General features: G+C 57.4%; 30 protein-coding genes and 1 pseudogene. 27 read left to right on the forward strand and 4 right to left on the reverse strand.

The window, feature by feature from the left end; genetic code table 11:
• Positions 1-2 precede the first annotated feature (2 nt).
• The 20 genes from ACW9UQ_RS07735 to ACW9UQ_RS07830 all read left to right on the forward strand — a co-directional run bounded on the left by ACW9UQ_RS07735 (position 3) and on the right by ACW9UQ_RS07830 (position 15,434).
• Positions 3-383, forward strand: a complete 381-nt coding sequence (locus tag ACW9UQ_RS07735; RefSeq protein WP_458930435.1) for a hypothetical protein — start codon at positions 3-5, stop codon at positions 381-383.
• Positions 384-386: 3 nt separating this feature from the next.
• Positions 387-1,436, forward strand: a complete 1,050-nt coding sequence (nuoH, locus tag ACW9UQ_RS07740; RefSeq protein WP_458930436.1) for an NADH-quinone oxidoreductase subunit NuoH — start codon at positions 387-389, stop codon at positions 1,434-1,436.
• Positions 1,437-1,449: 13 nt separating this feature from the next.
• Positions 1,450-1,890 carry a hypothetical protein gene (locus tag ACW9UQ_RS07745; RefSeq protein ID WP_458930437.1) on the forward strand — a complete coding sequence of 147 codons (441 nt, stop codon included), beginning with the start codon at positions 1,450-1,452 and terminating at the stop codon, positions 1,888-1,890.
• Positions 1,891-1,995: 105 nt separating this feature from the next.
• Positions 1,996-2,409, forward strand: coding sequence for a hypothetical protein (locus ACW9UQ_RS07750; protein WP_458930438.1), 414 nt, complete (start codon positions 1,996-1,998; stop codon positions 2,407-2,409).
• Positions 2,406-2,852, forward strand: coding sequence for a hypothetical protein (locus ACW9UQ_RS07755; protein WP_458930439.1), 447 nt, complete (start codon positions 2,406-2,408; stop codon positions 2,850-2,852). The genes ACW9UQ_RS07750 and ACW9UQ_RS07755 overlap by 4 nt, the downstream gene beginning before the upstream one ends.
• Position 2,853: 1 nt before the next feature.
• On the forward strand, positions 2,854-3,348 hold the full coding sequence (nuoI, locus tag ACW9UQ_RS07760; protein WP_458930440.1) for an NADH-quinone oxidoreductase subunit NuoI: 495 nt from the start codon (positions 2,854-2,856) through the stop codon (positions 3,346-3,348).
• A gap of 10 nt (positions 3,349-3,358) precedes the next feature.
• Entirely contained in the window at positions 3,359-3,754 is a 396-nt protein-coding gene (locus ACW9UQ_RS07765; protein WP_458930441.1) for a DUF4259 domain-containing protein, read from the forward strand.
• Between the two features lie 31 nt (positions 3,755-3,785).
• Positions 3,786-4,190, forward strand: a complete 405-nt coding sequence (locus tag ACW9UQ_RS07770; RefSeq protein WP_458930442.1) for a carboxymuconolactone decarboxylase family protein — start codon at positions 3,786-3,788, stop codon at positions 4,188-4,190.
• A complete protein-coding gene (locus ACW9UQ_RS07775; protein ID WP_458930443.1) occupies positions 4,190-4,804 on the forward strand; it encodes an NADH-quinone oxidoreductase subunit J in 615 nt (204 codons plus the stop codon). The genes ACW9UQ_RS07770 and ACW9UQ_RS07775 overlap by 1 nt, the downstream gene beginning before the upstream one ends.
• A complete protein-coding gene (locus ACW9UQ_RS07780; protein WP_458930444.1) occupies positions 4,801-5,325 on the forward strand; it encodes a hypothetical protein in 525 nt (174 codons plus the stop codon). Before ACW9UQ_RS07775 ends, ACW9UQ_RS07780 begins: the two co-directional genes overlap by 4 nt.
• Positions 5,322-5,720 carry a hypothetical protein gene (locus tag ACW9UQ_RS07785; protein ID WP_458930445.1) on the forward strand — a complete coding sequence of 133 codons (399 nt, stop codon included), beginning with the start codon at positions 5,322-5,324 and terminating at the stop codon, positions 5,718-5,720. The genes ACW9UQ_RS07780 and ACW9UQ_RS07785 overlap by 4 nt, the downstream gene beginning before the upstream one ends.
• Before the next feature lie 110 nt (positions 5,721-5,830).
• A complete protein-coding gene (gene nuoK / locus ACW9UQ_RS07790; RefSeq protein WP_458930446.1) occupies positions 5,831-6,136 on the forward strand; it encodes an NADH-quinone oxidoreductase subunit NuoK in 306 nt (101 codons plus the stop codon).
• Positions 6,137-6,147: 11 nt separating this feature from the next.
• Entirely contained in the window at positions 6,148-6,582 is a 435-nt protein-coding gene (locus ACW9UQ_RS07795) for a hypothetical protein (protein WP_458930447.1), read from the forward strand.
• Positions 6,579-7,058, forward strand: coding sequence for a hypothetical protein (locus ACW9UQ_RS07800; RefSeq protein WP_458930448.1), 480 nt, complete (start codon positions 6,579-6,581; stop codon positions 7,056-7,058). The genes ACW9UQ_RS07795 and ACW9UQ_RS07800 overlap by 4 nt, the downstream gene beginning before the upstream one ends.
• Positions 7,059-7,068: 10 nt before the next feature.
• On the forward strand, positions 7,069-9,246 hold the full coding sequence (gene nuoL / locus ACW9UQ_RS07805) for an NADH-quinone oxidoreductase subunit L (RefSeq protein WP_458930449.1): 2,178 nt from the start codon (positions 7,069-7,071) through the stop codon (positions 9,244-9,246).
• Entirely contained in the window at positions 9,246-10,799 is a 1,554-nt protein-coding gene (locus tag ACW9UQ_RS07810) for an NADH-quinone oxidoreductase subunit M (RefSeq protein ID WP_458930450.1), read from the forward strand. The genes nuoL and ACW9UQ_RS07810 overlap by 1 nt, the downstream gene beginning before the upstream one ends.
• Positions 10,800-10,813: 14 nt before the next feature.
• Positions 10,814-12,253 (forward strand): NADH-quinone oxidoreductase subunit NuoN, encoded by a 1,440-nt coding sequence (nuoN, locus tag ACW9UQ_RS07815; protein ID WP_458930451.1) that lies wholly within the window; start codon positions 10,814-10,816, stop codon positions 12,251-12,253.
• Entirely contained in the window at positions 12,250-13,014 is a 765-nt protein-coding gene (locus ACW9UQ_RS07820; protein WP_458930452.1) for a biotin--[acetyl-CoA-carboxylase] ligase, read from the forward strand. The genes nuoN and ACW9UQ_RS07820 overlap by 4 nt, the downstream gene beginning before the upstream one ends.
• Positions 12,998-13,771 carry a type III pantothenate kinase gene (locus ACW9UQ_RS07825; protein WP_458930453.1) on the forward strand — a complete coding sequence of 258 codons (774 nt, stop codon included), beginning with the start codon at positions 12,998-13,000 and terminating at the stop codon, positions 13,769-13,771. Before ACW9UQ_RS07820 ends, ACW9UQ_RS07825 begins: the two co-directional genes overlap by 17 nt.
• Position 13,772: 1 nt before the next feature.
• A complete protein-coding gene (locus ACW9UQ_RS07830; RefSeq protein ID WP_458930454.1) occupies positions 13,773-15,434 on the forward strand; it encodes a ribonuclease J in 1,662 nt (553 codons plus the stop codon).
• A 217-nt stretch (positions 15,435-15,651) separates the two neighbouring features.
• Here the strand turns inward: ACW9UQ_RS07830 and ACW9UQ_RS07835 are convergent, their stop codons facing one another.
• The 4 genes from ACW9UQ_RS07835 to ACW9UQ_RS07850 all read right to left on the reverse strand — a co-directional run bounded on the left by ACW9UQ_RS07835 (position 15,652) and on the right by ACW9UQ_RS07850 (position 20,684).
• Entirely contained in the window at positions 15,652-17,400 is a 1,749-nt protein-coding gene (locus ACW9UQ_RS07835) for a DEAD/DEAH box helicase (protein ID WP_458930455.1), read from the reverse strand.
• A gap of 112 nt (positions 17,401-17,512) precedes the next feature.
• Entirely contained in the window at positions 17,513-18,397 is an 885-nt protein-coding gene (locus ACW9UQ_RS07840; protein WP_458930456.1) for a hypothetical protein, read from the reverse strand.
• Between the two features lie 60 nt (positions 18,398-18,457).
• Positions 18,458-20,065, reverse strand: a complete 1,608-nt coding sequence (locus ACW9UQ_RS07845) for a peptide chain release factor 3 (RefSeq protein ID WP_458930457.1) — start codon at positions 20,063-20,065, stop codon at positions 18,458-18,460.
• A gap of 46 nt (positions 20,066-20,111) precedes the next feature.
• Positions 20,112-20,684, reverse strand: a complete 573-nt coding sequence (locus tag ACW9UQ_RS07850) for a methyltransferase family protein (protein ID WP_458930458.1) — start codon at positions 20,682-20,684, stop codon at positions 20,112-20,114.
• Between the two features lies 1 nt (position 20,685).
• Here ACW9UQ_RS07850 and ACW9UQ_RS07855 point away from each other — a divergent pair, with 1 nt between their 5' ends.
• The 7 genes and pseudogenes from ACW9UQ_RS07855 to ACW9UQ_RS07885 all read left to right on the forward strand — a co-directional run bounded on the left by ACW9UQ_RS07855 (position 20,686) and on the right by ACW9UQ_RS07885 (position 25,749).
• The gene (locus ACW9UQ_RS07855) at positions 20,686-21,465 is read left to right on the forward strand and encodes an SDR family oxidoreductase (protein WP_458930459.1); all 780 of its coding nucleotides are present in this window, start codon (positions 20,686-20,688) and stop codon (positions 21,463-21,465) included.
• Positions 21,466-21,531: 66 nt separating this feature from the next.
• Positions 21,532-22,647 carry an ABC transporter ATP-binding protein gene (locus ACW9UQ_RS07860; RefSeq protein WP_458930460.1) on the forward strand — a complete coding sequence of 372 codons (1,116 nt, stop codon included), beginning with the start codon at positions 21,532-21,534 and terminating at the stop codon, positions 22,645-22,647.
• Between the two features lie 118 nt (positions 22,648-22,765).
• Complete coding sequence (gene tatA / locus ACW9UQ_RS07865) at positions 22,766-23,008, forward strand: twin-arginine translocase TatA/TatE family subunit (protein WP_458930461.1); 243 nt, start codon at positions 22,766-22,768, stop codon at positions 23,006-23,008.
• 20 nt (positions 23,009-23,028) lie between these two features.
• Positions 23,029-23,209: pseudogene (gene tatB, locus ACW9UQ_RS07870) on the forward strand (Sec-independent protein translocase protein TatB); the annotation flags it as partial.
• Positions 23,210-23,391: 182 nt separating this feature from the next.
• Positions 23,392-24,321, forward strand: a complete 930-nt coding sequence (gene tatC, locus ACW9UQ_RS07875) for a twin-arginine translocase subunit TatC (RefSeq protein ID WP_458930462.1) — start codon at positions 23,392-23,394, stop codon at positions 24,319-24,321.
• Positions 24,318-25,184, forward strand: a complete 867-nt coding sequence (locus ACW9UQ_RS07880) for an ATP-binding protein (protein ID WP_458930463.1) — start codon at positions 24,318-24,320, stop codon at positions 25,182-25,184. Before tatC ends, ACW9UQ_RS07880 begins: the two co-directional genes overlap by 4 nt.
• Before the next feature lie 229 nt (positions 25,185-25,413).
• Entirely contained in the window at positions 25,414-25,749 is a 336-nt protein-coding gene (locus tag ACW9UQ_RS07885; protein ID WP_458930464.1) for an NAD(P)H-dependent oxidoreductase, read from the forward strand.
• Positions 25,750-26,040 lie beyond the last annotated feature (291 nt).

A 26,040-nucleotide genomic window follows, 5' to 3' on the forward strand; every position in this document is an offset into this window, starting at 1 on the left:
AGATGCGCCGCGTCCTTGCATCCCTGTTGCTTGTCGCCGTAGCGGCCTGTCGGCCCGGCCTTGATGTCGGGACTGTGGGGTCTGCGGCTGTGAATAATGTGACCTTGCTGGAAACCGGCATTTTTCAGGTTCCGGGGGCCGCAGGACAGCAGAACTGGTGCATTGCCGGGCTTTACGGCAGCACCATCCTGCGCCTGCCGCCCAGCCAGCGCCTGACACGGATCGCCCAAATCCCCGCGGGCACAACCAATGTCGCAGGGCGCAGCGTAACCGGCCCCGGCGTCCTTTATTCCTCGCGCTCTGGCGGGTCGGTTTTTGATGTGCTGGCCGGTGCCCTGAACGAAAACCGGACCGTCCAGACGGCCCTTGATGAGTGTAACTGAGCTATGACCGAATTTCTGCAAACCCCCTTCGGCATCTTCGTTCTGATCCTGGCGCAATGCCTGCTGGTCACGGTCTGCGTGCTGGTTGCGCTGGCCTTTCTGATGTATGCTGACCGCAAGATTTGGGCGGCGGTACAGATGCGCAAGGGGCCGAACGTGGTCGGGGCCTTTGGCCTGCTGCAAAGCTTTGCCGATTTCATTAAATACATCGTCAAAGAGGTTGTCGTGCCCGCCGGGGCCGACAAGTTTGTGTTTTTCCTCGCCCCGATGATTGCCTTTGTACTGGCGGTGATCAGCTGGGCGGTGATCCCGTTCAATGACGGCTGGGTCATTGCCAACCTGAATATCGGTATTCTTTATATCTTCGCCATTTCCTCGCTTGAGGTTTATGGCGTGATCATGGGGGGCTGGGCGTCGAACTCCAAATACCCTTTCCTCGGAAGCCTGCGCTCTGCCGCGCAGATGATTTCCTACGAGGTGTCGATCGGCTTTATCATTGTGGGCATCCTGATCTCGACCGGTTCCCTGAACCTTACGCATATCGTGCAGGCGCAGGCGGGCGGCATGGGGTTCCTGAACTGGTACTGGCTGCCGCATCTGCCGATGGTGGTGCTGTTCTTCGTGTCCGCACTGGCCGAGACCAACCGCCCCCCCTTCGATCTGCCCGAGGCCGAGGCGGAGCTGGTTGCCGGCTATCAGGTCGAATATTCCTCAACCCCGTTCCTGTTGTTCATGATCGGCGAGTTGATGGCCGTCGTGCTGATGTGCGCGCTGATCACCCTCCTGTTCTTCGGCGGCTGGCTGTCGCCGATCCCCGGTGTCGCCGACATGCCGGTTCTGGGCGACGGGCTGCACTGGATGATCCTGAAGATGGGCTTCTTCTTCTTCATGTTTGCAATGGTCAAAGCCATCGTGCCCCGCTACCGCTATGATCAACTGATGCGTCTGGGCTGGAAGGTATTCCTGCCGATGTCACTGGCCTGGGTGGTGATCGCCGCCGGGTTCGCTGTAATGGATGTGCCGGGCTATGCGCGCTGGGATATGCTGCAATGAAAGGGATAATCTTATGAGACTTGTAGTTCAGAGCTTTGTAGGGGCTCTCTTGCTTTTGCTGTCCGGATGCATGGTCGAGTCGTCAGAGCCTTATACGCTGCCGACGGAGATATTCTCTTGCTCCAAAGGCTTCTCGGCACCTTCGTGCGATCCTAATGCGGCTGTTGCGGCGATGGATCGGCTTGAGAAAAGACGTTTTGCAGAGATCGTCTCCGCCACAACCAATCCGATGTTTGCAAGCGTTGCTCTGAGCGGTTCCAGTGATGCCATCCGTTATGGCTTGCAAGGCCGGTCATGTGCCGCGTTTCGCAAAGATGCAGAGGCGCTGCCCGGCATCTGGGCTTCGGCGAAGCTGAAGCCAACCGCAACGGGAACGCAGCGCTATGATAACAAGATCCTGACCTCTTACATCAAAGCAGCCGTCGCCTATTCCAAAGCAAAGGCAGGGTGCTAAGATGATCACTTCGGCTTGTGCGAAAATGGAAAGCTGCCGAGCTTGCAGTCTTTTGACGCAAGCCTTTTTGTGTGCAGTCGTAGCGACTGCTAAGGACCGCAGCCAATGATCCGTGCGTTTGCAGTCTTGATGAGTTTTCTCTTTTGGGGCCCGCCAAGTTACGCGCAGACGGACGATATTGTTGCGGCCTGCGCGGCCGAGCCGATTGGTGTTGGGGCCTGTGATGCTGAGGCACTGGCGGAAAAGCTGGGTCTTATGACAGCTGGCGACATGATCCCGTTCCGCGACAGCCGCATGGAGAGCTTTGCCATTCTGACGTCACTGCGTCTGACGTCTTCGGCGATTTTCTTCAACCTCGAAGGCGATGGCTGTGTTGCCGAGGAAGAGCGCATTCAGGCGGCCGAGATATGGCAGTTATGGGTACAGTTGCCGCAGGATGCTTTGCCGGAAGCCGCAGAACGGTTTTCGCAGTTGAACGCGCTTATGAACAATGTGTTTGAGATGGAGCTGGTGTGTTGAGAGCTTTCCTAAAATCAGTTCTAACTGTGGCCTTATGCCTTTCAGCAGCTCCGGCCATATCACAACAATTGTCGGCCGCTTTCCCGGTTCCCCTCGCCTGCGTTGATCAGTCCGTAGGGAGCGAGGGTTGCGCGCTTGCCGCTGTCGCAGAAGGCTTCGACCGTATTTCGCCGGGCTATTTCAATATATTTCGCGAGGCGAAGCTTGAGTCGTTTTACATGAGCCATGTAACAAACCAGTTCACCGGACCTTTGAATGCCGCTCTTTCGGGAGATAAATGCAGCGGTATCGAAGCTGTATATTTCTTCGGTGAAACCAGTTTCATTTATTTGCCACCTGCTGAGGACATTCCGGCCAGTGTCCGCGAAGAATATCTTAGGTGGCAAGCTGTCATGGATAACGTATCGGTCTTTCTTGACAGCCAAGCAACCGGAGGGTGCTGACATGACAACCATCGACTGGACCCGCGCAACGAAGTATTTTTTGCTGGCTGATTTTTTCGGCGGTTTCAAACTGGGCATGAAATACTTCTTTCGGCCCAAGGCGACGCTGAACTATCCACACGAAAAGGGCCCGCTTTCCCCGCGCTTCCGGGGTGAACATGCCCTGCGCCGCTATCCCAATGGCGAAGAGCGCTGCATTGCCTGCAAGCTGTGCGAGGCGATCTGTCCGGCGCAGGCCATCACCATTGATGCCGAGCCGCGCGACGACGGCAGCCGCCGCACGACGCGCTATGACATCGACATGACCAAATGCATCTATTGCGGTTTCTGTCAGGAGGCCTGCCCGGTCGATGCGATTGTCGAAGGCCCGAATTTTGAATTCTCGACCGAGACCCGCGAAGAGCTGTTTTACGACAAGGAAAAACTTCTTTCGAATGGCGACCGCTGGGAGGCGGAGATCGCCCGCAACCTCGAGCTGGATGCACCATACAGATAGGAGATAGCTGATGGGCGCTTGGGGAACAGGGGCTTTCGAAAACGACACCGCACTCGATTGGCTTTCGTCATTCGAGAAGAAAGGTGTGGTCGAGGTTGTGCGTGCGCTGGAAGTTATTGAGGAAAATGAAGACCTTGATGGTCCGGATGTTGATATCTTTCTCGTTGCGGCAGAAGCTCTAGCAGCGAGTTATACCGGTGCGCCTGAGCAGCTTGAAAAGTTGAAGCCTGGACTTATCGAAAAGCACGCGAAGAGCCTGACCGCAGTTGCAGGGCTGCCCGCAAGGTTCCGGGCGCTTAGAGATAAGATTTGCGACCCTGAGGTTTCAGAGGCAGCTGAGCTATGGGAAGACGAATTTCAGGAGTGGACGGCAGATGTTGATGCCACACTCGGGCGGTTGCCATGATCGGGCGAGCGCAGCAATCAGGAATTAGACAGTGAGCCAGGTAACCGACCCAAAAGACAGTGCAATGGACCGCGGTCGCGCCCTTTCGGAGCAGGTTCACCCCGGCACGGAAGAGGCACTACGATCCCGCTATGAGGCGTGGTTGCCAGGCGGTGTGGCTGAAACGGTCGTTGGTCATGTATGGGGCGAGGTTTACAGCCGTGAAGGGCTTGATCTGCGGACCCGTCATCTGATCACCATCGCTGCCCTTGCTGCAATGGGTGGGCAGACGCGACCACAGTTGAAAGTAAACATTGCAAACGGATTGGCTGTGGGCCTAAACCCACGCGAGATCACGGAGGCGATCTTTCAGATGCATCTCTATGGCGGCATGCCTGCGATGATCAATGCGCTAAACGCCGCCATCGAAGTATTCGAAGAGCAGGAGGTTGCCTGATGGGCTTCACCGTATTTGCATTCTATCTGTTCGCGATCACGGCCATGGTCTCTGGGCTGTTGGTGGTCCTGTCGCGCAACCCGGTGCATTCGGTTTTGTGGCTGATCTTGGCGTTCTTTTCCGCCTCGGGCCTATTTGTTCTGCTGGGGGCAGAGTTCCTGGCCGCGCTTTTGCTAATTGTCTACGTAGGTGCCGTCGCGGTTCTGTTCCTGTTTGTTGTGATGATGCTGGACGTGGATTTCGCCGAATTGCGCGGCGAGTTGAGCCGGTACACGCCCATCGGTGTGCTGATCGGCGTGATCCTTCTGATGCAGCTGGGGGTGGCCATCGGTGCCTGGGTTCCGGCTGATGCCGCCGAGGGGCTGCGAGATGCGGTTACTCCGCCGCTGGAGGAGACGCAGAACACCGTCGCGCTGGGGCAACTGCTTTATACCAAGTACGTCTTTTTGTTCCAGACCGCTGGCCTGATCCTGTTTGTTGCCATGGTCGGGGCGATTGTCCTGACGCTTCGCCACCGCGAGGATGTCAAACGCCAGAACATCCTGACTCAAATCTACCGCGATCCTGAGGCCGCTGTTGATCTGGTAGATGTTAAACCGGGGCAGGGGATATGAGGTTTCTAACCATCATTCTTGCTTGTTTGGCGGTACCAAGCTCGGTTGTCAGTCAGACCGCTTATGAGAGGGTTGGCAATTGCGGCTTTCGCGTAGCGGAAGTACATCCATCATCAGGTTTCATAGATCCCATTGTTGCTGCTGACGGAACGTTTGTGCTTGTTGGCTTTTCGCATCGTGATGATGATTGGTTCGGCAGTATCGCGATCACGCACGGAAATTGCCCGCAGGACATCACCTACCCGAGCTTTAATCAGTTAAAGGTTTTCGGCAGTTCTTCCGAATTTCAGGAACAGTTTGAGGTGGCGCTTGCCACGGCAGAGGCATTTCTTAAGGGTGAAGATCACGCAGATACGGAAGTACTTAGAACCGTTTTCCATAAACTTGGTTACCGCAACAGTGGTATACAACAAAAAGGCCGAGCTTCAGCCCTTTGGTCTGCGCAATGCGCTTGTGCGAATGCTGGTTTCAAATTGCCGGCATTTACCGGCAATGCGCCCGATTTTGAGGATCAGCAATGACGTTCATTTCCCTTGCTTTAGCCGTTAGCTCCATCTTTGTGGCAAGTGCTGCGGCACAGGGATTGCCGGTCAAAAGTTATTCCAAGAACACCGCCTTTCAGGGCAATCCCCGCGTCGTCATCCTGGATCGTGAAGGTGCGCAATACGCCCTCGTTTCCGCCCATAAAGAGGCTGGGCGGCCTTGGGCGGACGCGCTGTTTTACCGCTATCGCGATGACACACGCACGCTGATGAACCGGGCCTATGATTGTGCCGCAGGCACTTATCGCTGGCTGGGGGAAGGCAAGGATTTTCCGTCGATGTCGGCGGCTGTAAAACCATCGCAGACCGGTGATCGGCAGTTGCAACCGGGCAGCGTCGAATATGCGCTGGCCCGCTATGTCTGCGGGTTGTAAGGAGCGGGCGATGAAGCAGATGAACTTGGGCGGCTGGACCGCCGTAGCAATCGGAGTAGCCGTCGCCATTCTTGTGGCCAACGACTATTTCAGCGGCTGAGGAGACACAGATGATCGGTATTGAGCATTATCTTTTCGTTGCGTCTATCCTGTTTGTAACAGGGATCTTCGGCATTTTCCTCAACCGAAAGAACGTCATTGTTATTCTGATGTCGATCGAACTGATGTTGCTGGCGGTGAATATCAACTTCGTCGCGTTCTCGCATTTCTCGGGCGATATGGTGGGGCAGGTCTTTACCCTGTTCGTGCTGACCGTCGCCGCCGCCGAGGCCGCGATCGGTTTGGCCATTCTGGTTTGCTTCTTCCGCAATCGCGGCACTATCGCGGTGGAAGATGTCAACGTGATGAAGGGGTAGGAGTGCGGAGAATGCGTTACATCCAACTTATTGTTGCGTTGGCGGGAACCATGCTTGCGGGCGTGGCACCAGCGCTGACACCTAAGATGCCGCCACCCTGCCTCTGGGATCAAACGGCACAGAAGTTTGCTGATAAAGGTTTCGCGGCCTCGATTGTATCTGAGGACAACGGCTTTGCATCTTTTATCGCAGGCGCGATTGGTGGCCCGCAGCACAGGGTTTTGCAGCATTGCCCAACGGGTAAATATCTGTTGATCGTGATGTCGCCCTCGCAGGTCACCCGCATAGAAGAGCGGTTCAGGTTTTTCATGGAGACCACTGTTAAGGTGACCATGGAAGAGATAGCGCTGGATATCGTCACTATGGGGGCCGGTGTCCGGCGCGGGCAAGGCGATATCGGGCAATGTGGCTGCGATTATCTGCAGCAGTCAGGGCAATCGCAATGATGAAGCTTAGCGATATCAAGGGACGGAACGTGCGCATTGCTCGTGCTTCGTTAGCAGCAGCGGTCTTGCTGGGGGTTGCAAGCCATGTGGCGGCAGAGGAACCGCCCGCGATCGGGTTCGAATGTCCCTGGGACAGCAAGGCGCAACGTTTTTCGGAGGCCGGGGACGCGATCGCAACTGTTGTTCCCGGTGGGAACCAATTTGCAGTCACTTCTGTCTTCTTGGAGGAAACAGAGTATTCTTGGATGTACCTGCATCACTGTCCATCCGACACCCTTTTGTCGATCAAGTTCAGGAATGCGGATCATCTGGAGATAGAGTCTCGGTTCAACACCCTGATCGACTCGAACACGGCTTACAGCATGGACCAGATCGGTGCCGATCTGTCCAAGCGTGGCGCAATTGTCAAAAGAAGTCGTGGCGACATAGGACGCTGTGATTGTGAAACCCTCAAGAAAGAGGGATATCTGGAATGAAAGGCTGGGCATGACCACCATCATCCTGTTTGCGCCGCTGATTGGCGCATTGGTCTGCGGCTTTACGCATCGCTTTATCGGCGAAAAGGCGGCGATGACCTTTGCCACCAGCCTTTTGTTTCTGTCGGCGCTTTTGTCGTGGATCGTCTTTTTCGGTCAGCCGGGCGAGGTACAGCAGATCCCTTTGCTACGCTGGGTTTCAAGTGGCACGCTAAGCGTGGATTGGGGCATTCGTCTCGATACGCTGACCGCCATCATGCTGGTGGTTGTGACCACGGTTTCGGCGCTCGTGCATCTTTATAGCTTTGGTTACATGGACCATGATCCGCAATGGAAGGACGGCGAAAGCTATAAGCCGCGTTTCTTTGCATACCTGTCCTTCTTTACCTTTGCGATGCTGATGCTGGTGACCTCGGACAACCTGCTGCAGCTCTTCTTCGGCTGGGAGGGGGTCGGCGTCGCGTCTTACCTGTTGATCGGCTTTTACTATCGCAAACCATCGGCCAGCGCGGCAGCGATGAAGGCGTTTATCGTCAATCGGGTTGGGGATTTCGGCCTCGCCCTGGGGATTTTCGCCATCTACTTCATGGTCGATTCTATTCAGTTCGATGATATCTTTGCAAAGGCCCCCGCGCTGGCCTCGGAGTCGATCCATTTCCTGTGGACGGATTGGAATGCCGCCGAGGTGGCCGCGCTGCTGCTGTTCATCGGCGCTATGGGCAAGTCGGCACAACTGTTTCTGCACACATGGTTGCCCGACGCGATGGAGGGGCCGACGCCGGTTTCTGCCCTGATCCATGCCGCGACCATGGTGACGGCCGGTGTCTTCCTGGTTTGCCGTATGTCACCACTGATGGAGTTTGCGCCGCATACGCTGCAGTTCATCACGGTGATTGGCGCAACGACCGCCTTCTTCGCTGCCACAGTGGGGCTGGTGCAGAACGACATCAAACGTGTGATCGCCTATTCGACCTGTTCGCAGCTGGGCTATATGTTTGCCGCAGCCGGTGTCGGATTTTATCAGGCAGCGATGTTCCATCTGTTTACCCATGCCGCGTTCAAGGCGATGCTGTTCCTTGGCGCAGGCTCTGTCATCCATGCAATGCATCATGAGCAGGACATGCGGAACTATGGCGGGCTGCGCAAAAAGATCCCCGTGACCTTCTGGGCGATGATGATCGGCACACTTGCGATCACCGGGGTGGGGATCCCGCTGCTCTATATCGCGCATGTGCCGCTCGGACTGGCCGGGTTCGTGTCCAAAGACGCGATCATCGAAGGGGTCTATGCCGGGCACTCGATCTATGGTTTCGGGATGCTGCTCATCGCGGCTCTGTTCACCAGCTTCTATTCCTGGCGGCTGATGTTCATGACCTTCTACGGAGAGGAGCGCGGGGACGAGCATACCCACGCCCATGCTCATGAAAGCCCCCGTGTGATGACGATCCCGCTGATGGTACTGATGGTCGGCTCGGTTCTGGCGGGGATGGTCTATTATAACAAGTTTGTTGGCGAGACCTCTGAAGAGTTCTTTGGCAGTGCGATCTACAATATCGCCGCCCATTCCGGAGACCATGGCGATGCGCATACAACGGAGGCCGGTCACGGTGCGGCGGATCATGCCGCAGATGAGCACGCAGAGCCCCCGGCTGCGGATCACAGCACTGAAGATCACGGAAATGACCCTGCTGCCGCAGATGCAGGCCATGGAACCGACGACCACGCAGCCAAGGCCACCACGCCCGTTGGCGATGTAGCCGAGGGCCGAGAATGGGTGCTGCATGCCTATCACGATGTCCCGGTTCTGGTGAAACTGGCCCCGTTCTTTGCCATGCTACTTGGCCTCTATACGGCATGGATGTTCTATATCCGACGCCCGGAACTGCCCGGTCAGCTGCGCGAACGGAACGAGGCGTTGTATCAGTTCCTGCTGAACAAGTGGTATTTTGACGAGGTCTACGACTTTCTCTTTGTGCGGCCAGCCAAATGGCTGGGCCGGTTCCTGTGGAAGAAAGGCGATGGTGCGACGATTGATGGCGGGCTGAATGGCCTTGCGCTAGGGATCGTGCCGTTCTTTACCAAACTCGCAGGGCGGGCGCAGTCGGGATATGTCTTCCACTATGCCTTTGCGATGTTCGTCGGGCTGTCGGCCATACTTCTGATCGTGCTTGTCGGAGGAGCAGGCTGATGGACAATCTCCTTTCACTGGTCACGTTTCTGCCTCTGCTGGGTGTGGTCGCACTGCTGGTCCTGCGCGGCGATGACGAGTTTGGCCAGCGCAATGCGCGTTGGGTCGCCCTTGGCGTAACCGGGGCGACTTTCCTGATCTCTCTGGGAATTTTGGCAGAGTTCGACCCGGAACTGCCCGGCTTTCAGCTGGTCGAAAGCTATGAATGGCTGAGTTTTGGCGACCTGACCCTGCAATACAAGATGGGCGTGGACGGCATTTCGGTGCTGTTTGTGATGCTGACCACTTTCCTGATGCCGATCGTCATCGGGGCCTGCTGGGGTGTTACGCATCGGGTCAAGGAATACATGATCGCGTTCCTGCTGCTGGAAACGCTGATGATTGGCGTGTTCTGCGCGCTGGACCTGATCCTGTTCTACTTCCTGTTCGAGGCGGGCCTGATCCCGATGTTCCTGATCATCGGCATCTGGGGCGGCAAGGACCGCATCTATGCCTCGTTCAAGTTCTTCCTCTATACGCTGCTTGGATCGCTTCTGATGCTTGTTGCTATGATCGCCATGGCGCGCGAGGCAGGGACCACGGATATTGAGGCGCTGCTGAACCATACCTTTGCCTCTGGCACCATAACGGTGATGGGCTTCCATATTGTTGGCGGTATGCAAATGCTGCTTTGGATTGCTTTCTTTGCCAGCTTTGCCGTCAAGATGCCGATGTGGCCTGTGCATACATGGCTGCCCGATGCGCATGTTCAGGCGCCCACGGCGGGATCGGTGGTGCTGGCGGCGATCCTGTTGAAGATGGGCGGCTATGGCTTCCTGCGCTTCAGCCTGCCGATGTTCCCGGTTGCGTCTGACATGGCGGCGGATTTTGTCTTTGCGCTGAGTGTCATTGCCATCATCTACACCAGTCTGGTGGCGATGATGCAGGAAGACATGAAAAAGCTGATCGCCTATTCCTCGGTCGCGCATATGGGCTTTGTCACCATGGGCATCTTTGCGGCCAACCGGCAGGGGATCGACGGGGCGATTTTTCAGATGCTAAGCCATGGCTTTATCTCGGGTGCGCTGTTCCTGAGTGTCGGTGTGATCTATGACCGGATGCATACCCGCGATATCGATGCCTATGGCGGACTGGTGATCCGTATGCCGGCCTTTGCGCTGATCTTCATGCTGTTTACCATGGGCAATGTGGGCTTGCCGGGGACGTCCGGCTTTGTCGGCGAATTCCTGACGCTGGCAGGAGCGTTTCAGGCCAATACCTGGGTGGCGTTTCTTGCGACGACCGGGGTGATCCTGTCCGCCTGTTATGCGCTATGGCTCTATCGCCGCGTCGTGTTCGGCGATCTGATCAAGGAAAGCCTGAAACAGATCACAGATATGGACCGCAGAGAGAAAGCCTTGTTCGCACCGCTGATCGTGATGACCCTGCTATTGGGCATTTACCCGGCGCTGGTGCTGGACATTATCGGTCCCTCGGTCGAGGCGCTGATCGGCCAATATGAAACAGCGCTGGCCAATGCCGCAACGGCGACCCAGGTCGCCACCGGCCACTAAGAAAGGGCAGGAGCATGCTTGCAGACAATATCCAGGTGATCCTGCCGGAACTGATCCTTGCGGTCTTTGCCATGGTCGCGCTGATGTTCGGGGTGTTTTCACGGACGCATGATGCGGCCTCGCGGCTGGTGCACTGGGCCGCGGTGATTGTGCTGACCGGTCTGGGCTTTTGGATCCTGATGATGCCCGAGGGCACAAATACCGCCTTCAATGGCAGCTTTGTCGATGATGGCTTCGGGCGTTTCGCCAAGCTGCTGATGCTGTGGGGCGGGGCGGCTATGCTGGCCCTTTCGGTGGCCTATCTGCAAAAGCACGACATGATGAAGTTCGAGTACCCGGTGCTTATGGCGTTGGCGATTGTCGGCATGATGATCATGGTATCCTCGCAGGACCTGATGGTGCTATATATGGGGCTGGAACTGCAGTCTCTGGCGCTTTACGTGATCGCCGCCTTCCGCCGAGACTCCGTCAAGTCGACCGAGGCCGGGCTGAAGTATTTTGTTCTTGGCGCCCTGTCTTCTGGCCTGTTGCTCTATGGCGCGTCGCTGATCTATGGCAGTACCGGCACGACCCTTTTCGCAGGCATAGCCGAGGTTGCCGCCCATGACATGCCAATCGGCACGCTCATCGGGCTGGTGTTTCTGTGTACGGGTATAGCGTTCAAAGTGTCCGCCGTCCCGTTCCATATGTGGACCCCGGATGTTTATGAGGGTGCACCGACCCCGGTCACCGGCTTTTTCGCCACCGCGCCTAAGGTAGCGGCGGCGGCGATGTTCGCCCGCGTGCTGCATGACGGGTTCGGCGATGCCGTTTCGGATTGGCAGCAAATCCTGGCGCTATTGTCGCTGCTGTCGATGTATCTGGGCGCGATTGCCGCTATTGGTCAGACCAATATCAAACGGCTGATGGCCTATTCCTCTATCGGCCATATGGGCTTTGTCCTGATGGGGCTTGCCGCCGGGACAAAGGCCGGAACAAGCGGCATGCTGATCTATCTGGCGATCTATGTGATCATGAATGTCGGCGTCTTTGCCTTCATTTTGAACATGGAGCGGCGGGGCCGTGCGGTGATGGATATCTATGCCCTTGGCATGTATTCGCGCAACGAACCGGCCCGCGCGCTTTGTCTGGCGATCCTGATGTTCTCGCTGGCCGGGCTGCCACCCTTGGTCGGGTTCTGGGGTAAGTACTTCGTGCTGACGGCGGCGGTGGATGCCGGGCTGGTTTGGCTGGCAGTGGCGGGGGTTATCGCCTCGGTCATCTCGGCCTTCTACTATCTGCGGATCATCTACCTGATGTATTTCGGCGAAGAGACCGAGCCACTGGATGGCACCATGCCTGCGCTGCACTGGGCGCTGATGGGGGTGAGTGCGGCTGCGATGGTGCTTGGCCTCTATAACCTGCTGGGGCTTGACGGGTTTGCCGATGTTGCCGCAGCGGCGTTGACCAGTTGACGCAAACCTGGCCAGACGGTTGGGGGCGGGTTTGCCTGCCGAGCGTCGACAGCACAAGCAGCGAAGCAATGCGCCGGGTGCAGGCTGGCGAGGTGACGCCATTCTGGATCCAGGCGGATCAACAGACGGTCGCACGCGGGCGGCGGGGCCGACCTTGGGTTATGCCGCCGGGAAACTTTGCCGCATCCTTGGCCATGACCCCGACGGGCGGTCCGGCGCAAGCCGCATTGCGGTCCTTTACCATGGCGCTGGCCCTGCAAGAGGCGTTTAGCGCGTTCGGTGTGACCGGACTGGCACTGAAATGGCCAAATGATGTGTTGCTGAATGGCGGAAAACTGGCCGGCATCCTGCTGGAAAGCACGATGCTCAATGGGCAGCAAATATTGTGCATCGGGATCGGCGTGAACCTTGCGGCCGCCCCCGATCCGTCCGAGGTCGAAGCCAGAGCCGTGCCTCCGGCTGCCCTTGACGGGACACTCAAGCCAACGGGCCTTCTTGACGCACTTGCTGCCGCTTTTGCCCGTTGGGAGGCCATTCTTACCCATGAAGGGTTCGCGCCGGTTCGCACGGCCTGGCTGTCTCAGGCTGCCCGTTTGGGCGAGCCCATCGTTGCGCGTTTGCCAAATGAAGAAATAACAGGCACCTTCCGGGATATTGATGCAACCGGTGCGCTGGTTATCGAGACCGCGTCCGGGCAGCGCCATCTGCCAGCGGCAGATGTCTATTTTCAAGGGGAGGCAATCGATGCTTCTGGCAGTTGATGTGGGCAATACCAACACGATGTTCGCCGTGCATGACGGGACCACGTTCCTTGGGGAATGGCGCTGCTCGACCGATCATCTGCGCACGGCGGATGAATATTTCGTCTGGCTATCCTCGCTGATGGAACTGCAAAATCTGGCGGTTTCTGACGTGAACAGCGTGATCGTGTCTTCGGTTGTGCCGCAGGTGCTGTTCAATCTTCGGGTTCTGTCTGACCGCTACTTTAACTGTCGCGCGCTTGTGGTCGGTAAGCCAGAGTGCAAGCTGGGCATAGATGTGCGCATCGACGAGGGCTCTCAGGCGGGGGCGGATCGTCTGGTCAACACGGTTGGTGCCTATCATGAATATGGCGGCGACCTGATCGTCATCGACTTCGGCACGGCGACGACCTTTGATGTGGTTGATACCGATGGGGCCTATATCGGCGGGGTTATTGCGCCGGGGGTCAATACCTCGATGCGGGCGCTGCATCTGGCCGCTGCAGCTTTGCCCCATGTGGATGTGACCAAGCCGCAGGTGGTTGTCGGCACCAACACATTGGCCTGTATGCAGTCCGGCGTGTTTTGGGGCTATATCGGCCTGATCGAAGGGATCTGCAAACAGATCCGCGCCGAACGCGACCGCCCAATGAAAGTCATCGGAACCGGCGGGCTGTCCACGCTGTTCGAACAAGGCACAGAGATATTTGACGTCATCGACACACAGGTCACCCTTAAGGGGCTGGTGCTGATCGACGCGCTTAACAGAAAGACATGATATGAGCAAAGAGAACAAGCTGACATACCTTGCCCTTGGGGGCGCAGGTGAAATCGGCATGAACATGTATTTGTATGGTTACGGCCCGGTTGGCGATCAGCGGTTTATCCTGGTTGATTGCGGTGTGACGTTTCCATCCATGGACGGAACACCGGGCGTTGATCTGATCATGGCCGATCCGCAGTTCATAGCAGACCGCGCTGACCGGCTTGAGGCAATCCTGATCACCCATGCCCACGAAGACCATATTGGGGCGCTGGGTCTGTTGATCGACAAGCTGCAGGCCCCAGTCTACGCGCGGCGCTTCACCGCCGAGATTGCACGGCAAAAGCTGGATCGTTTCGGCAAAGACCCCGATATCGTGCACGAGGTCGGGCCATGGCCCGAGATGACCGATATGGGACCGTTTCGCGTGGGCTTTCTGCCGGTCGCACACTCGGTCCCCGAGGCCTCGGGCCTTGTGATTGATACGCAGGACGGACGCCTGGTGCATACCGGCGATCTGAAATTGGATCGGACGCCCTTGGTGGGCGAACCTTATGACCCGGATGTCCTGCGCGATATTGCAAAGGATGGTGTCAAAGCCCTGATCTGCGACAGCACCAATGTGTTTTCGCCCAAACCGGGCCGTTCCGAGGCTGAGATCAAGCCCGCCATTACGGAACTGATCCGGAACGCCAAAGGGCTGGTTGGCGCAACCACCTTTGCCTCGAATATCGCACGGTTGAAGACACTGGCGCAGGCGGCTCATGATGCTGGCCGCTCGGTCGTTATTCTGGGACGGGCGATGAATACGATGCTTCAAACCGCGGTTTCGACTGGTGTTCTGACCGATTTCCCACCCGTCGTGCCGATTGATGAGGCGCATGATATCGCCCGCAATGATCTGTTCATCCTGGCCACTGGATCACAGGGTGAACGGCGCGCTGCAACGGCGCAACTGTCCAGTCAGAGTTATCAGGGATTCCAGTTGAAGAAGGGGGACACCTTTCTTTTCAGTTCCAAGACCATCCCGGGCAATGAGGTTCCGGTCAGCCGGATCCTCAACCAGATGTCAGAGGCCGGTGTCAGCGTGATCGACGACTCGTCCGGTCTGTACCACGTCTCGGGCCATGCCAATCGGCCCGATCTTCAGGAATTGCACCGGGTTCTGGCCCCGGCCAATCTGATTGCCATGCATGGGGAGCATCGCCATTTGCGCGAGCATACCGAACTGGCAGAGGCCAGCGGTATCAATGGCGTGCTGGCCCCGAATGGCGCGATTGTCGATCTGACGTCGGAAAAAGCCGAAGTGATCGACAATATCGAAACCGGCCGTGTCTATCAGGATGGGTCTGTGCTGATCGGGGCAATGGACGGTGTCGTGCGTGACCGCATGCGCATGGCGCTGCGCGGTCTGGTCACGGTATCAGTGATGCTTGAGGCAGATGGCAGCCTGATTGACGGGGTCTGGGTTGATACGCTTGGCATGCCGGGGGAACCGGGCCTGTCGCCGGAACTGGAGGCGGTGATCGAGACCCAGATCGAAGGCGCAGCACGCAAGGTGCTGGATAATGATGACGCGCTGGAACGACTGATCGTCAAGGCGGTTCAGTCGGAAAGCCAGGACCATGTTGGGAAGAAACCCCTTGTGACGGTCCTGATCAATCGGTTTGAGGAATAACCGCTTAGACGGTTTTTAAAGCGTTTCGGGATAAACCTGAGACAAAAGATTATCCTGAAACGCAGTGATAAGCCTATATGGTGTACGCGTTTCGATTTTATGTGATGTCTCAAGGTAAACTCGAAACGCTTTAGTGCGGTCGGGGCACCTTAAATTCAGGCTATGGCAGCAGGCTGAAACCTGCTGCCTTTATGAGCATACCTGGCCCGCACGATAATTACTCGCTGGTCGCCCCAGTTGTCACTTCTGCCACTACCGACTTGGCTGAAACCCGTTTGCGGGGCTTGCGGACCGGTTTGGCGGGCGGTGTGTCATCTACTACAGCCTTGGCGCCTTCCGTCGGTTCCGCCTTAGGCGCATTGACGGTTTCCTCGGCCGGCTCTGCACTGGGCGGGGTTGTCGTATCGTCAGAAACCTCCACCGCTTTGACAGCATCCGTGTCAGACTTGGCCTCTGCCTCCGCCTTGGCGGCCAGTTCAGCCTCTTTCTCGGCCTTGGCCTTGCGCGGCTTGCGGGTCGTTTTCTTTTTCGGCTTAGGCGCATCTTCTGCTGCGGTCTCTGCCGGTGCCTCTGGCTCGGGCTTTTCGGCCAGCAGGTCGTCGACATTCATCGACTGCATCAGGAAGGCGGGGATGTGATCCCCCATGCCAATCACCGGCTTGCCACCACGATCCGAGCGACGTCCGCCGCGCTCGGTTCTCTGCGGGGCGGGTTCACTGCTGCGGGTCTTTGATTTGGCTTTTTTCTCAACCGGTTCGGACGGTTCCTTGTCGGATTTGCGTCGTGTGCGAGGGGCATCCTCGGTCGTATCGGCTGCGCCCAGCGGGCTGTCGATCACAGGGATCGATTTCTTCACCAGTTCTTCAATCTCGTCGAGATATTTCTGCTCGTGCGGCCAGCAAAGGCTCAGGGCCTTGCCCTCGCGCCCAGCACGGCCTGTCCGGCCAATGCGATGCACATAATCCTCGGCATGGGTCGGAACATCATAGTTAAACACATGACTTACTGAGGGCACATCCAGCCCACGGGCGGCAACGTCCGAGGCAACCAGCAGTTTCAATTCCCCTTCGCGGAAGCTGTCCAAAGTACGGGTCCGGATCGACTGATCCAGATCGCCATGGATCGGGGCCGCATCAAGCCCGTGTTTTTTCAGGGACTTGGCAACGATATCCACATCGCGCTTGCGATTGCAGAAGATGATACCGTTGGTCAGCTTTTCACCCTCAGCCGCGATCAGGCGACGCAGAACCTCGCGCTTTTCTTTGTCAGATGTGTCGCGGCGCTTTGGCTTGTGCTTGCAAATCGCCTGTTCGATGGTTTCAGAGGTTGTCGCCTGACGCGCCACCTCAACCCGGACTGGATTAGACAGGAATTCCTGCGTGATCCGGGTAATCTCGGGCGCCATCGTGGCCGAGAAAAACAAGGTCTGACGGGTAAAGGGGGTCAGCTTGAAGATGCGTTCAATGTCGGGGATGAAGCCCATATCCAGCATCCGGTCGGCCTCATCCACCACCATGACCTGAACACCGGTCAGCATCAGCTTGCCGCGCTCGAAATGGTCCAGCAGGCGGCCTGGCGTGGCGATCAGAACGTCGACACCGCGGTCGATCAGCCGATCCTGATCTTTGAAACTGGTGCCGCCAATCAGCAGTGCCATCGACAGTTTAGAGTTCTTTGAATACGCCTCAAAATTCTCAGCGACCTGTGCGGCAAGTTCCCGGGTCGGGGCCAGAACCAGACTGCGCGGCATCCGCGCACGCGCGCGGCCCTTGGCCAGCATGGTGATCATCGGCAATGTGAAAGAGGCCGTTTTGCCGGTGCCGGTCTGGGCGATCCCCAGAACATCGCGCCCCTCAAGGGCATGCGGGATGGCTTCGGCCTGAATAGGGGTGGGCGTGGTGTAACCGGCCTCGATTACGGCCTGCAATACCTTGGGGTCGAGCCCCAGGTCAGAAAATTCGGTCATGTAAGTCCTTCGGTCATGCGGCGAATGTTATGGCCGCAATTCCGCGCGGCCAGACCAGCCATATTGCCGGTCTTTTCGACTGGTTGCGGGATACTTCGTTTTTTGCGAAAGGTCAATCGGAACTGGCTTTGCTGGCCTGATCCGACCCCGGATAGGGTTCCGCAAAGCAGCCATAGTTCTTGTATTTCTCCGGCAGCAGGCCAAGCTTGGCCCGGGTCGCGTCCATACGCCAGAACAGGGTGTTTGCGTTTCGCACCCGAACCAGTAATTCTTCGAGCAGCGGACCGGCCACCGGGTCCAGGAAGGCCAGCTCATAGACCAGCGCATTTGTGTTCAGCATGGCATCTGTCTGATCCAGCGAAGCCGCACCGCAATGGGGAAATCCCATGCGATTAATTATCTGGCCCGGGTAGGTTTCTTTCGGGTCCATATCGCAATAGCTGCGCTCTGCCTCGGCGAATTTCAGCAGATTTGCATAGACCCAGCCAACGCTGCCGATCCGGCGCTGATGTTCGTTCAGGCCGTGATCATGAAAGGTCTGAAGGGCAGAGATCAGCCAGCGGTTATCCAGAAGTGGCATCAATTCGGTCCCATGGTCCTGCCACAGGCGGAAAAACAGCCGTCGGGCATGATCTGTATGGGCAGAGTTGCGGCGCAAATAGCTGACGAACAACGCGTGAAAATAGACGATCTGCGGCTGCCCGGCGAGTTGCTTTTTCAGCCGGGCGGAGTTCACCGCCATCTTGCTGCGCGGACCTTCGGGGATGTGATCGGGCGGCGCCTGCACCTCGACAAAATATGGCGCAAAGTCCACATCCAACGGCGGCATCATGTTGCCGAGCTTCTTTCGCAGCCCACGTCGCCGCCGAAACCGCTCTGCCAGATTGGGCAGCCGGGCGTGTTCATCCTGCGGCGTCTCCTTGGGCCATTGCGGGCCGTAGGTGGATGGCTTTTTGCGAAGCAGACGGTGCAGAAGCGGGCGCTTTGGCTCTGTCATTCAGCGTGTCCTGTCGGGTTTTGGTCCGCGGTCAGCCGGAGCGGCCCGACCAAATCGGGTTCAACTTAACATTTCCTTGGTCGCTGTCAGCTTTAGGTCGGGGTGATCGCGTTCGACCCGGTCGATATCCCATTGCAGGCGGGTCATATAGACCGGGTCGCCATCATGATCCTCGGCCATATGCCCCTTGTTCGCGTTGATGAAAGCGTCAACCTCGGCCTTCGGGCCGGACAGCCAGCGGGCAGAGGTGAACTGCGTCGGCTCGAACTGCACCGGGATGCCGTATTCCAGTTCAATCCGGCTGGCGAGAACCTCAAACTGCAGGGCGCCAACCACGCCGACGATCCAGCCTGCGCCGATCACCGGCTTGAACAGCTTTGACGCGCCTTCCTCGGCAAACTGGGTCAGGGCCTTTTCCAGATGCTTGGCCTTCATCGGGTCAGTGGCGCGCACCGATTGCAGCAATTCCGGCGCGAAGGAGGGGATGCCGGTGAACCTTAGCTTTTCGCCTTCGGTCAGGGCGTCGCCGATGCGCAACTGGCCGTGGTTGGGGATGCCAATGATATCGCCAGCCCAGGCATCCTGGGCCAGTTCACGGTCATTGGCGAGGAACAGAACCGGGTTTGATATCGCCATCGGTTTTGAGCTGCGCACATGGGTCAGCTTCATGCCGCGCTTGAAATGCCCTGAACACAGACGCACGAAAGCAACGCGGTCGCGGTGCTTGGGATCCATGTTGGCCTGAACTTTGAAGACAAATCCGGAAACCTTTGTTTCATCAGGAGAAATCTGTCTTTCTGAGGCTGGTCGCACCTGCGGCTCTGGCCCGAAATTACCGATGCCATCCATCAGTTCCTGCACACCGAAGGAATTGATGGCGCTGCCGAACCAGATCGGTGTCAGCGTGCCGTCCAGAAACGCTTGCCGGTCAAAGGCAGGCAGCAAACCGCGCACCATTTCGACCTCTTCGCGCAGCTTTTCCAGAAGATGTTCAGGCACATGCTCGGCGATTTTTGGATCATCCAGACCGTCGATCTGGATCGATTCTGCGCGCTTATTGCGGTCGGCCCGGTCCATCAGTTCCAGCCGATCATTCAGCAGGTCATAAGCACCCAGAAATTCGCGGCCCACACCGATGGGCCAGCTGGCGGGGGTGACGTCAATCGCCAGGTTTTCTTGAATTTCGTCAATGATCTCAAACGTATCGCGGCTTTCCCGGTCCATCTTGTTACAGAAGGTCAGGATCGGCAAATCCCGCAGGCGGCACACCTCGAACAGCTTTTGCGTCTGGCTTTCCACGCCCTTGGCCCCGTCGATCACCATGACAGCCGCATCCACCGCCGTCAGGGTGCGATAGGTATCTTCCGAGAAATCCGAGTGGCCCGGTGTATCGACAAGATTGAACCAGAACTCCTTGAATTCAAAAGACATCGCAGAGGCCGAGACCGAGATCCCGCGATCCTGCTCCATCTTCATGAAGTCCGAGGTAGAGCGCCGCGCCTCTCCCTTTGCGCGCACCTGACCGGCCATCTGGATCGCGCCACCGTAAAGCAGAAACTTCTCGGTCAGGGTCGTCTTGCCCGCATCGGGATGCGAGATAATGGCAAAGGTGCGCCGCCGGGCAATCTCGGCGGGCAGGTCGGGGCGGTTATGGGCACGGTCCAGCATGTTTCGGCCTATATCGGGGCTTTGGGGCCGGGTCCAGCCCCCGCGGCTACAACCAGCGCCGGGTTTTCGACAGCAACGCCTGATATTCGGTGCCGAACTTGTCGCAAAGATAGGTTTCTTCGTGCAGAACCACGCAGAAATGCAGCAGGACCCAAAGGATGGGGGCGATCAGCAAGGCCCAGTCCAGCGAAAAGGCAAGACCCAGTCCGACTTGCAGCAGCACCATACCAAGATACATGGGATTGCGCGTAAACCGGTACGGGCCATCTGTGACCACGACCAAGGCCGGTTCATGCGGATCGACATGGGTGCCTGCGGCTTTGAACGCCCGAACGCCAGCGGCGGCAAGCCATCCGGCGGCCCCTGACAGGACAAGTCCGACGACAAAGCACGGCAGGTTGAACCAGAACGGCAGCAGGGTCAGCGGGAAAAGCCACTCTAACGCCACAGCCAGCACCGGGGCGATGACCGATGCAAGTGGCGGATAAAACAGGATGTCGGCGCGGTCGGACATTTCACGATTATAGAGGCTGGACGGAGGCAACGGAACCAGCCATGTTTTCACAAAGCCGCAGGACAGCCTGCCTGGCGACAGACAAACCGATAGGGGAAAGCGCATCATGGATCTTGGGATTTCAGGGAAGAAGGCCATCGTTTGTGCCGGGTCCAAGGGGCTTGGCCGTGGCTGTGCAGAGGCGTTGGCCGCCGCTGGTGTTGACCTTATCCTGAATGCGCGCGGGTCTGACGCGCTGGAGGCAACGGCCGAGGCAATCCGCAGCGCACATGGTGTGACGGTGACGACCGTGGCCTGTGACATCACCACAGCCGACGGACAGGCCGAGGTGCTTGCCGCCGGAAAGGGTGCCGACATTCTGGTGAACAACGCAGGCGGACCGCCCCCCGGCTCCTGGGAAAACTGGGAGCGGGAGGATTTTATCGCCGCCCTTGATGCCAATATGCTGACGCCGATTGCTCTGATCAAAGCCTGTGTGCCTGATATGATGCAGAAAGGCTGGGGGCGGGTGGTCAACATCACCTCGCAGGCCGTGCGCTCGCCGATCCCGGTGCTTGGGCTGTCCAACTCTGCCCGGGCCGGGCTAACGGGATATGTCGCAGGCACATCGCGGCAGGTGGCTCATTCTGGTGTGACGATTAACAACCTGCTGCCGGGGCTGCATGACACGGATCGGGCGACCTCGCTTGATACTGCGGTCAGTCAGGCCGAGGGGATCACGCTCGACGCCGCACGCAAACGGCGTGAGGCGACGATCCCAGCGGGGCGCTATGGCACCTCCGAAGAGTTCGGCGCGATGTGTGCCTTCCTGTGTTCTCAACATGCCGGCTTCATCATCGGTCAAAACATCCTTTTGGATGGCGGCGGGTTTAACGCGACGCTCTAACCCCTTGCGATGGCGGGGCGTGGTTGTTAGACGGCCCGGAACCCTGAGTAAATTTATCGGACAGGCATGACCCCACGCCTTGAGCTTGATCATCTGAGTTGCAGTTTCGGCGAGACCGATGCGGTATCGGATGTGTCACTCAGCATTTTGCCGGGGCAGGTGACTTGTCTGCTGGGCCCATCTGGTTGTGGCAAGTCAACGACCCTGCGCATGGCTGCTGGAGTGGAACGGGCGCAGGCCGGCACGATCCGGATTGATGGTAAGGTGGTCGGGGACGCAACCGTGCATCTGCCGCCGGAAAAGCGCGGCATCGGCATGATGTTTCAGGATTTCGCCCTGTTCCCGCATCTGACGGCGGCCCAGAATGTCGGCTATGGCTTGCCGCGCAGTCAGCGGCAGGACCGCGTCGCAGAGTTGCTGTCCCGTGTCGGGCTGGACGGGCAGGGGGCAAAATACCCGCATCAGCTGTCAGGCGGCGAGCAGCAGCGCGTGGCCCTGGCCCGCGCCATCGCCCCCAGACCCGGTGTGATGCTCATGGATGAGCCGTTCTCGGGCCTGGATAACCGCTTGCGCGATGCCATCCGGGACGAAACGCTGGAAATCCTGAAAGAAGAACGTACCGCCGTTCTGCTGGTGACCCATGAACCAGACGAAGCCATGCGTATGGCCGATGAGATTGCCCTGATGCGCAAGGGCAGTATCGTTCAGGTCGGCGCGCCCTACAACATCTATAACGCGCCCGTGGATCGCGATGCGGCCGGGTTCTTTTCGGACATCAATGTGATTCATGGCGAGGTGAAGAATTTCCAGACCGAGACCCCGTTTGGAGCGTTCTTTTGCCCCAATATGCGCGATGAAGCGGATGTGGAAATTGTCATTCGTCCGCAACACCTTAAGATCGACTTTGATCGCAATGGCTCTGGCCCTTTGCCCACGCCGCAGGACGGGGTTCCGGCGCGTGGGCAGGTGGCGCGGGCGCGGTTCATGGGGCATGAAAGCCTGGTGGAAATGCGGATGGATCACGATGGTTCTGTGTTGAAGGTTACCGTCCCGGGGGTCTTTCTGCCAAAGCCCGGAACGCCGCTTTGGCTGTCGCTGCGGCGCGACCGGAGTTTTGTTTTTCCCTGCAAAACCCAGACCAAGGTTGATAGTCCCTGGATCACCGAGGCAACACCTGTATGACGGAAAAATCGTCACATTTTACGCTGAGGCCTTTATCCCGGCCTCCGAAAGCAATACATATCAGCCGAATGTGCAAAACTGCGCCACGGGCGCTAGCAGGGACTGACCGGAGAGCTCAATGACCCATATGCCACTTTTCTTCAACAATATCAGCCCGATGGGCATGGTACTGATCGCCGTGGTCGTGCTTGTCCTGTTTGGGCGCGGCAAGATCTCCTCGCTGATGGGCGAGGTTGGTAAAGGCATCACCAGCTTCAAGAAAGGCCTGAATGACGGCAAGAAAGAGCTGGAAGACGCCGCCAATGAAGACGCGGAAAACGCCCGCGACGTCACACCTGCGGCTGAAAAAGACAACGCCTGATTTTCAAGGAGCGTTAGGGGATGCCGGATATCGGCTGGATGGAACTGCTTGTGATCGGCATTGTCGCGCTGATCGTGGTGGGGCCCGAGGATTTGCCGGGCATGTTCCGCACTGTCGGCCGGTTCATGGGCCGGGCGCGCGGCATGGCGCGCGAGTTCCAACGCTCCATGGAAGAAGCGGCAGACGAGTCCGGCCTTAAGGAGGCGTCCAAAGGCTTGGATGATCTGCGCACGATCTCTGATGTACGGCCGACAAACATGGCTAAGAATTACGCCAAGAAATCGGTGCTGAGTGAGGATAACGCGAAGGACCCAAGCCCCAAGACCGAAGCGACCAAAGCGGCGCCGGACCCTGAACCGACACCGGCCAAGGATCCGACCTGAATGGCAACCGCATCCGACGACGACAACATTGATGACAGCGCCGCCCCCCTGATCGAGCATCTTGCGGAATTGCGCACCCGGCTGATCCGGTCGGTGCTGGCTTTCATAATCGCGATGGTGATTTGTTACACCGTATGGAAGCCGATCTTTGGTTTTTTGACGATTCCAGTATGCGATGCTCTAGCTAGCCTGAACCAGGACTGTAACCTTCAGTTAATCAAGCTTCAGGAAGGCTTTATGACGGCCATCCGGATATCGATGTTCGGCGGCTTTGCACTAGCCTTTCCTATAATTGGCCTTCAACTTTGGCGTTTCGTTGCGCCCGGTCTCTATCGATCTGAAAAGTCTGCTTTTCTTCCATTTTTGATAGCTTCGCCCGTTCAGTTCATTCTGGGTGCGGCTTTTGCATATTACGTTGTTTTGCCACTCGCATTCGATTTCTTCTTGGGATTCCAGCAGGGATTGTCAGAGGAAGCGAGCAACGACACTCTGCCCGGCACGACCATCGCTTTCCAAGGATCTATGGAAGAGTATCTGGGCCTTACGCTCAAATTTCTGATGGCATTTGGTCTGTGTTTTCAGTTGCCGGTCTTGCTGACTTTGATGGGGAAGGTAGGGCTTGTTTCAGCTGACGGTCTTCGCGATGTCAGAAAGTATGCCGTTGTCGGCATTTTGGTTCTGGCCGCGATTGTGACCCCGCCCGATGTAATCACGCAGGTCATCCTGTTCACTGTGGTTTACGGGCTTTACGAGATTTCGATCTGGCTTGTCTCGATGGTCGAGAAAAAGCGCGAGGCGGAATTGCGGGAGCAGGGGTATTACGACGATGAGGACGAGGATGACGCTGCTTTTGCCGAAGCCGAAGCCATGCTCGACGCGGACGAGGATGACGATGCCGAAACCAAACCCGAGCCGGAACCGGGACCATGAGCAAATCAGCCCTGAAACGTATCGCCGCCGCACTTGAGCGGATCAGCCCGCCACCGCAAGGCGCACCTGATCTGGATGCTGCCAGTGCCTTTGTCTGGCATACGGAACCAGATCGCCTGAGCCCGGTTGCCAGGGTGAACCGCGTCCCGCTTGACCTGTTGGTCGGCATCGACCGGTCGCGCGATACCTTGTTGAACAACACCCGCCAGTTTGCCCAGGGAAGTCCAGCCAACAATGTGCTACTTTGGGGCGCACGCGGGATGGGAAAATCCTCTGTTGTCAAAGCTGTACATGCTGATGTTCAGGCGAATTTTCCGGCGCTGAAGCTGGTGGAAATTCAGCGTGAAGATCTACCATCCATTGCCCGTCTGCTGACCATGCTGCGCGAGGCGGATGCGCGTTTTATCCTGTTTTGCGACGACCTTTCCTTTGATCATGACGACACCCATTACAAATCGCTCAAGGCGATCCTTGATGGCGGGGTCGAGGGGCGGCCCGATAATGTGATCTTCTACGCGACCTCGAACCGGCGGCATTTGATGCCCCGCGATATGATCGAGAACGAGCGCTCCTCGGCGATCAATCCGGCAGAGGCGGTGGAGGAAAAGGTCTCACTATCTGATCGCTTTGGCCTGTGGCTTGGCTTTCATGCCTGCGATCAGCAGGCCTATCTGGCGATGATCCGTGGCTATTGCGATGCGTTCGGAATCGAGATTGACGATGAAACGCTGCGGGTCGAAGCCATCGAATGGCAACAAACCCGGGGCAGCCGTTCGGGCCGCGTTGCCTGGCAATACATCACCGATCTGGCAGGGCGGCGCGGTGTTTTGCTGGATGCGGGTCGGAACAGCTCAAGTGCCTAACTTTAGGCCATCTACCTAAAATACCACCAAGCGTGTTTCGGCGTTATTGAACCAATTGCCCGGCGACCACGACCTCTCCTTCAGAACACGATGGAGGGACACATGAAACTGAATCCTGCAATCATCGCTCTTGCCATGGCCGGCTCGGCCGACGCACAGAGTTTTCAATTCAATCAAGTCGAACTGACTTTCGAACACTCGCGCAGCTACGCAAACTCTATGTCGTTAGATGGTCACCATTGCAGAGACATATGCAAAGGCCGCAAAGGAGAACGGCCATGACGTTCGATTGGCTCACCTTCGCGACTATCGGTTCGACATCGATTTTGAGTTTGGCAGCTATACCCACATCAAACCGCTGGAAGCTGATCTGGAGCAGTTCATGCAGGACTTGGATTGGGCAGAGCATTTTGTGCTGATGACGCCCATGTGGTGGGGCGGATTGCCTGCAAAGCTTAAGGGCCTGTTTGACAGAACATTTCTGCCCGGAACAGCCTTTGATTCGCGTCAGCCTAAAGCGTTTCGGGATAAACCTGAGACAAAGGATTATCCCGAAACGCGGTGATAAGCCTATATGGCGTACGCGTTTCGATTTTATGTGATGTCTCAAGGTAAACTCGAAACGCTTTAAATTCGGTATCCCCGCACCTTTGCTGACGGGGCGCACCGGACGGATTGTTGTTACATCAGACACGCCCCGGGTTTCTAAGGTTGGCATATAAAAGTGCCATGATCTGGCAACTCAAAGGGCAAATCTTTGGGTTTGTGGGAATAAAACCGACGCAGATCACCTATTTTTCAGGCGCAAGCCATCCAAAGCCTGGCAGCGTGTCGAAATGGATGGAAACCGTGGCTA

Source organism: Halovulum sp. GXIMD14793 (assembly GCF_054457435.1).

Bases quoted from the DNA above. Each gene is read 5' to 3' on its own strand.
- ACW9UQ_RS07735 (WP_458930435.1), top strand. From the start codon at position 3: ATGCGCCGCGTCCTTGCATCCCTGTTGCTTGTCGCCGTAGCGGCCTGT.
- nuoH (WP_458930436.1), top strand. From the start codon at position 387: ATGACCGAATTTCTGCAAACCCCCTTCGGCATCTTCGTTCTGATCCTG.
- ACW9UQ_RS07745 (WP_458930437.1), top strand. From the start codon at position 1,450: ATGAGACTTGTAGTTCAGAGCTTTGTAGGGGCTCTCTTGCTTTTGCTG.
- ACW9UQ_RS07750 (WP_458930438.1), top strand. From the start codon at position 1,996: ATGATCCGTGCGTTTGCAGTCTTGATGAGTTTTCTCTTTTGGGGCCCG.
- nuoI (WP_458930440.1), top strand. From the start codon at position 2,854: ATGACAACCATCGACTGGACCCGCGCAACGAAGTATTTTTTGCTGGCT.
- ACW9UQ_RS07765 (WP_458930441.1), top strand. From the start codon at position 3,359: ATGGGCGCTTGGGGAACAGGGGCTTTCGAAAACGACACCGCACTCGAT.
- ACW9UQ_RS07775 (WP_458930443.1), top strand. From the start codon at position 4,190: ATGGGCTTCACCGTATTTGCATTCTATCTGTTCGCGATCACGGCCATG.
- ACW9UQ_RS07780 (WP_458930444.1), top strand. From the start codon at position 4,801: ATGAGGTTTCTAACCATCATTCTTGCTTGTTTGGCGGTACCAAGCTCG.
- ACW9UQ_RS07785 (WP_458930445.1), top strand. From the start codon at position 5,322: ATGACGTTCATTTCCCTTGCTTTAGCCGTTAGCTCCATCTTTGTGGCA.
- nuoK (WP_458930446.1), top strand. From the start codon at position 5,831: ATGATCGGTATTGAGCATTATCTTTTCGTTGCGTCTATCCTGTTTGTA.
- ACW9UQ_RS07795 (WP_458930447.1), top strand. From the start codon at position 6,148: ATGCGTTACATCCAACTTATTGTTGCGTTGGCGGGAACCATGCTTGCG.
- ACW9UQ_RS07800 (WP_458930448.1), top strand. From the start codon at position 6,579: ATGATGAAGCTTAGCGATATCAAGGGACGGAACGTGCGCATTGCTCGT.
- nuoL (WP_458930449.1), top strand. From the start codon at position 7,069: ATGACCACCATCATCCTGTTTGCGCCGCTGATTGGCGCATTGGTCTGC.
- ACW9UQ_RS07810 (WP_458930450.1), top strand. From the start codon at position 9,246: ATGGACAATCTCCTTTCACTGGTCACGTTTCTGCCTCTGCTGGGTGTG.
- nuoN (WP_458930451.1), top strand. From the start codon at position 10,814: ATGCTTGCAGACAATATCCAGGTGATCCTGCCGGAACTGATCCTTGCG.
- ACW9UQ_RS07825 (WP_458930453.1), top strand. From the start codon at position 12,998: ATGCTTCTGGCAGTTGATGTGGGCAATACCAACACGATGTTCGCCGTG.
- ACW9UQ_RS07830 (WP_458930454.1), top strand. From the start codon at position 13,773: ATGAGCAAAGAGAACAAGCTGACATACCTTGCCCTTGGGGGCGCAGGT.
- ACW9UQ_RS07835 (WP_458930455.1), bottom strand. From the start codon at position 17,400: ATGACCGAATTTTCTGACCTGGGGCTCGACCCCAAGGTATTGCAGGCC.
- ACW9UQ_RS07840 (WP_458930456.1), bottom strand. From the start codon at position 18,397: ATGACAGAGCCAAAGCGCCCGCTTCTGCACCGTCTGCTTCGCAAAAAG.
- ACW9UQ_RS07845 (WP_458930457.1), bottom strand. From the start codon at position 20,065: ATGCTGGACCGTGCCCATAACCGCCCCGACCTGCCCGCCGAGATTGCC.
- ACW9UQ_RS07850 (WP_458930458.1), bottom strand. From the start codon at position 20,684: ATGCGCTTTCCCCTATCGGTTTGTCTGTCGCCAGGCAGGCTGTCCTGC.
- ACW9UQ_RS07855 (WP_458930459.1), top strand. From the start codon at position 20,686: ATGGATCTTGGGATTTCAGGGAAGAAGGCCATCGTTTGTGCCGGGTCC.
- ACW9UQ_RS07860 (WP_458930460.1), top strand. From the start codon at position 21,532: ATGACCCCACGCCTTGAGCTTGATCATCTGAGTTGCAGTTTCGGCGAG.
- tatA (WP_458930461.1), top strand. From the start codon at position 22,766: ATGACCCATATGCCACTTTTCTTCAACAATATCAGCCCGATGGGCATG.
- tatC (WP_458930462.1), top strand. From the start codon at position 23,392: ATGGCAACCGCATCCGACGACGACAACATTGATGACAGCGCCGCCCCC.
- ACW9UQ_RS07880 (WP_458930463.1), top strand. From the start codon at position 24,318: ATGAGCAAATCAGCCCTGAAACGTATCGCCGCCGCACTTGAGCGGATC.
- ACW9UQ_RS07885 (WP_458930464.1), top strand. From the start codon at position 25,414: ATGGTCACCATTGCAGAGACATATGCAAAGGCCGCAAAGGAGAACGGC.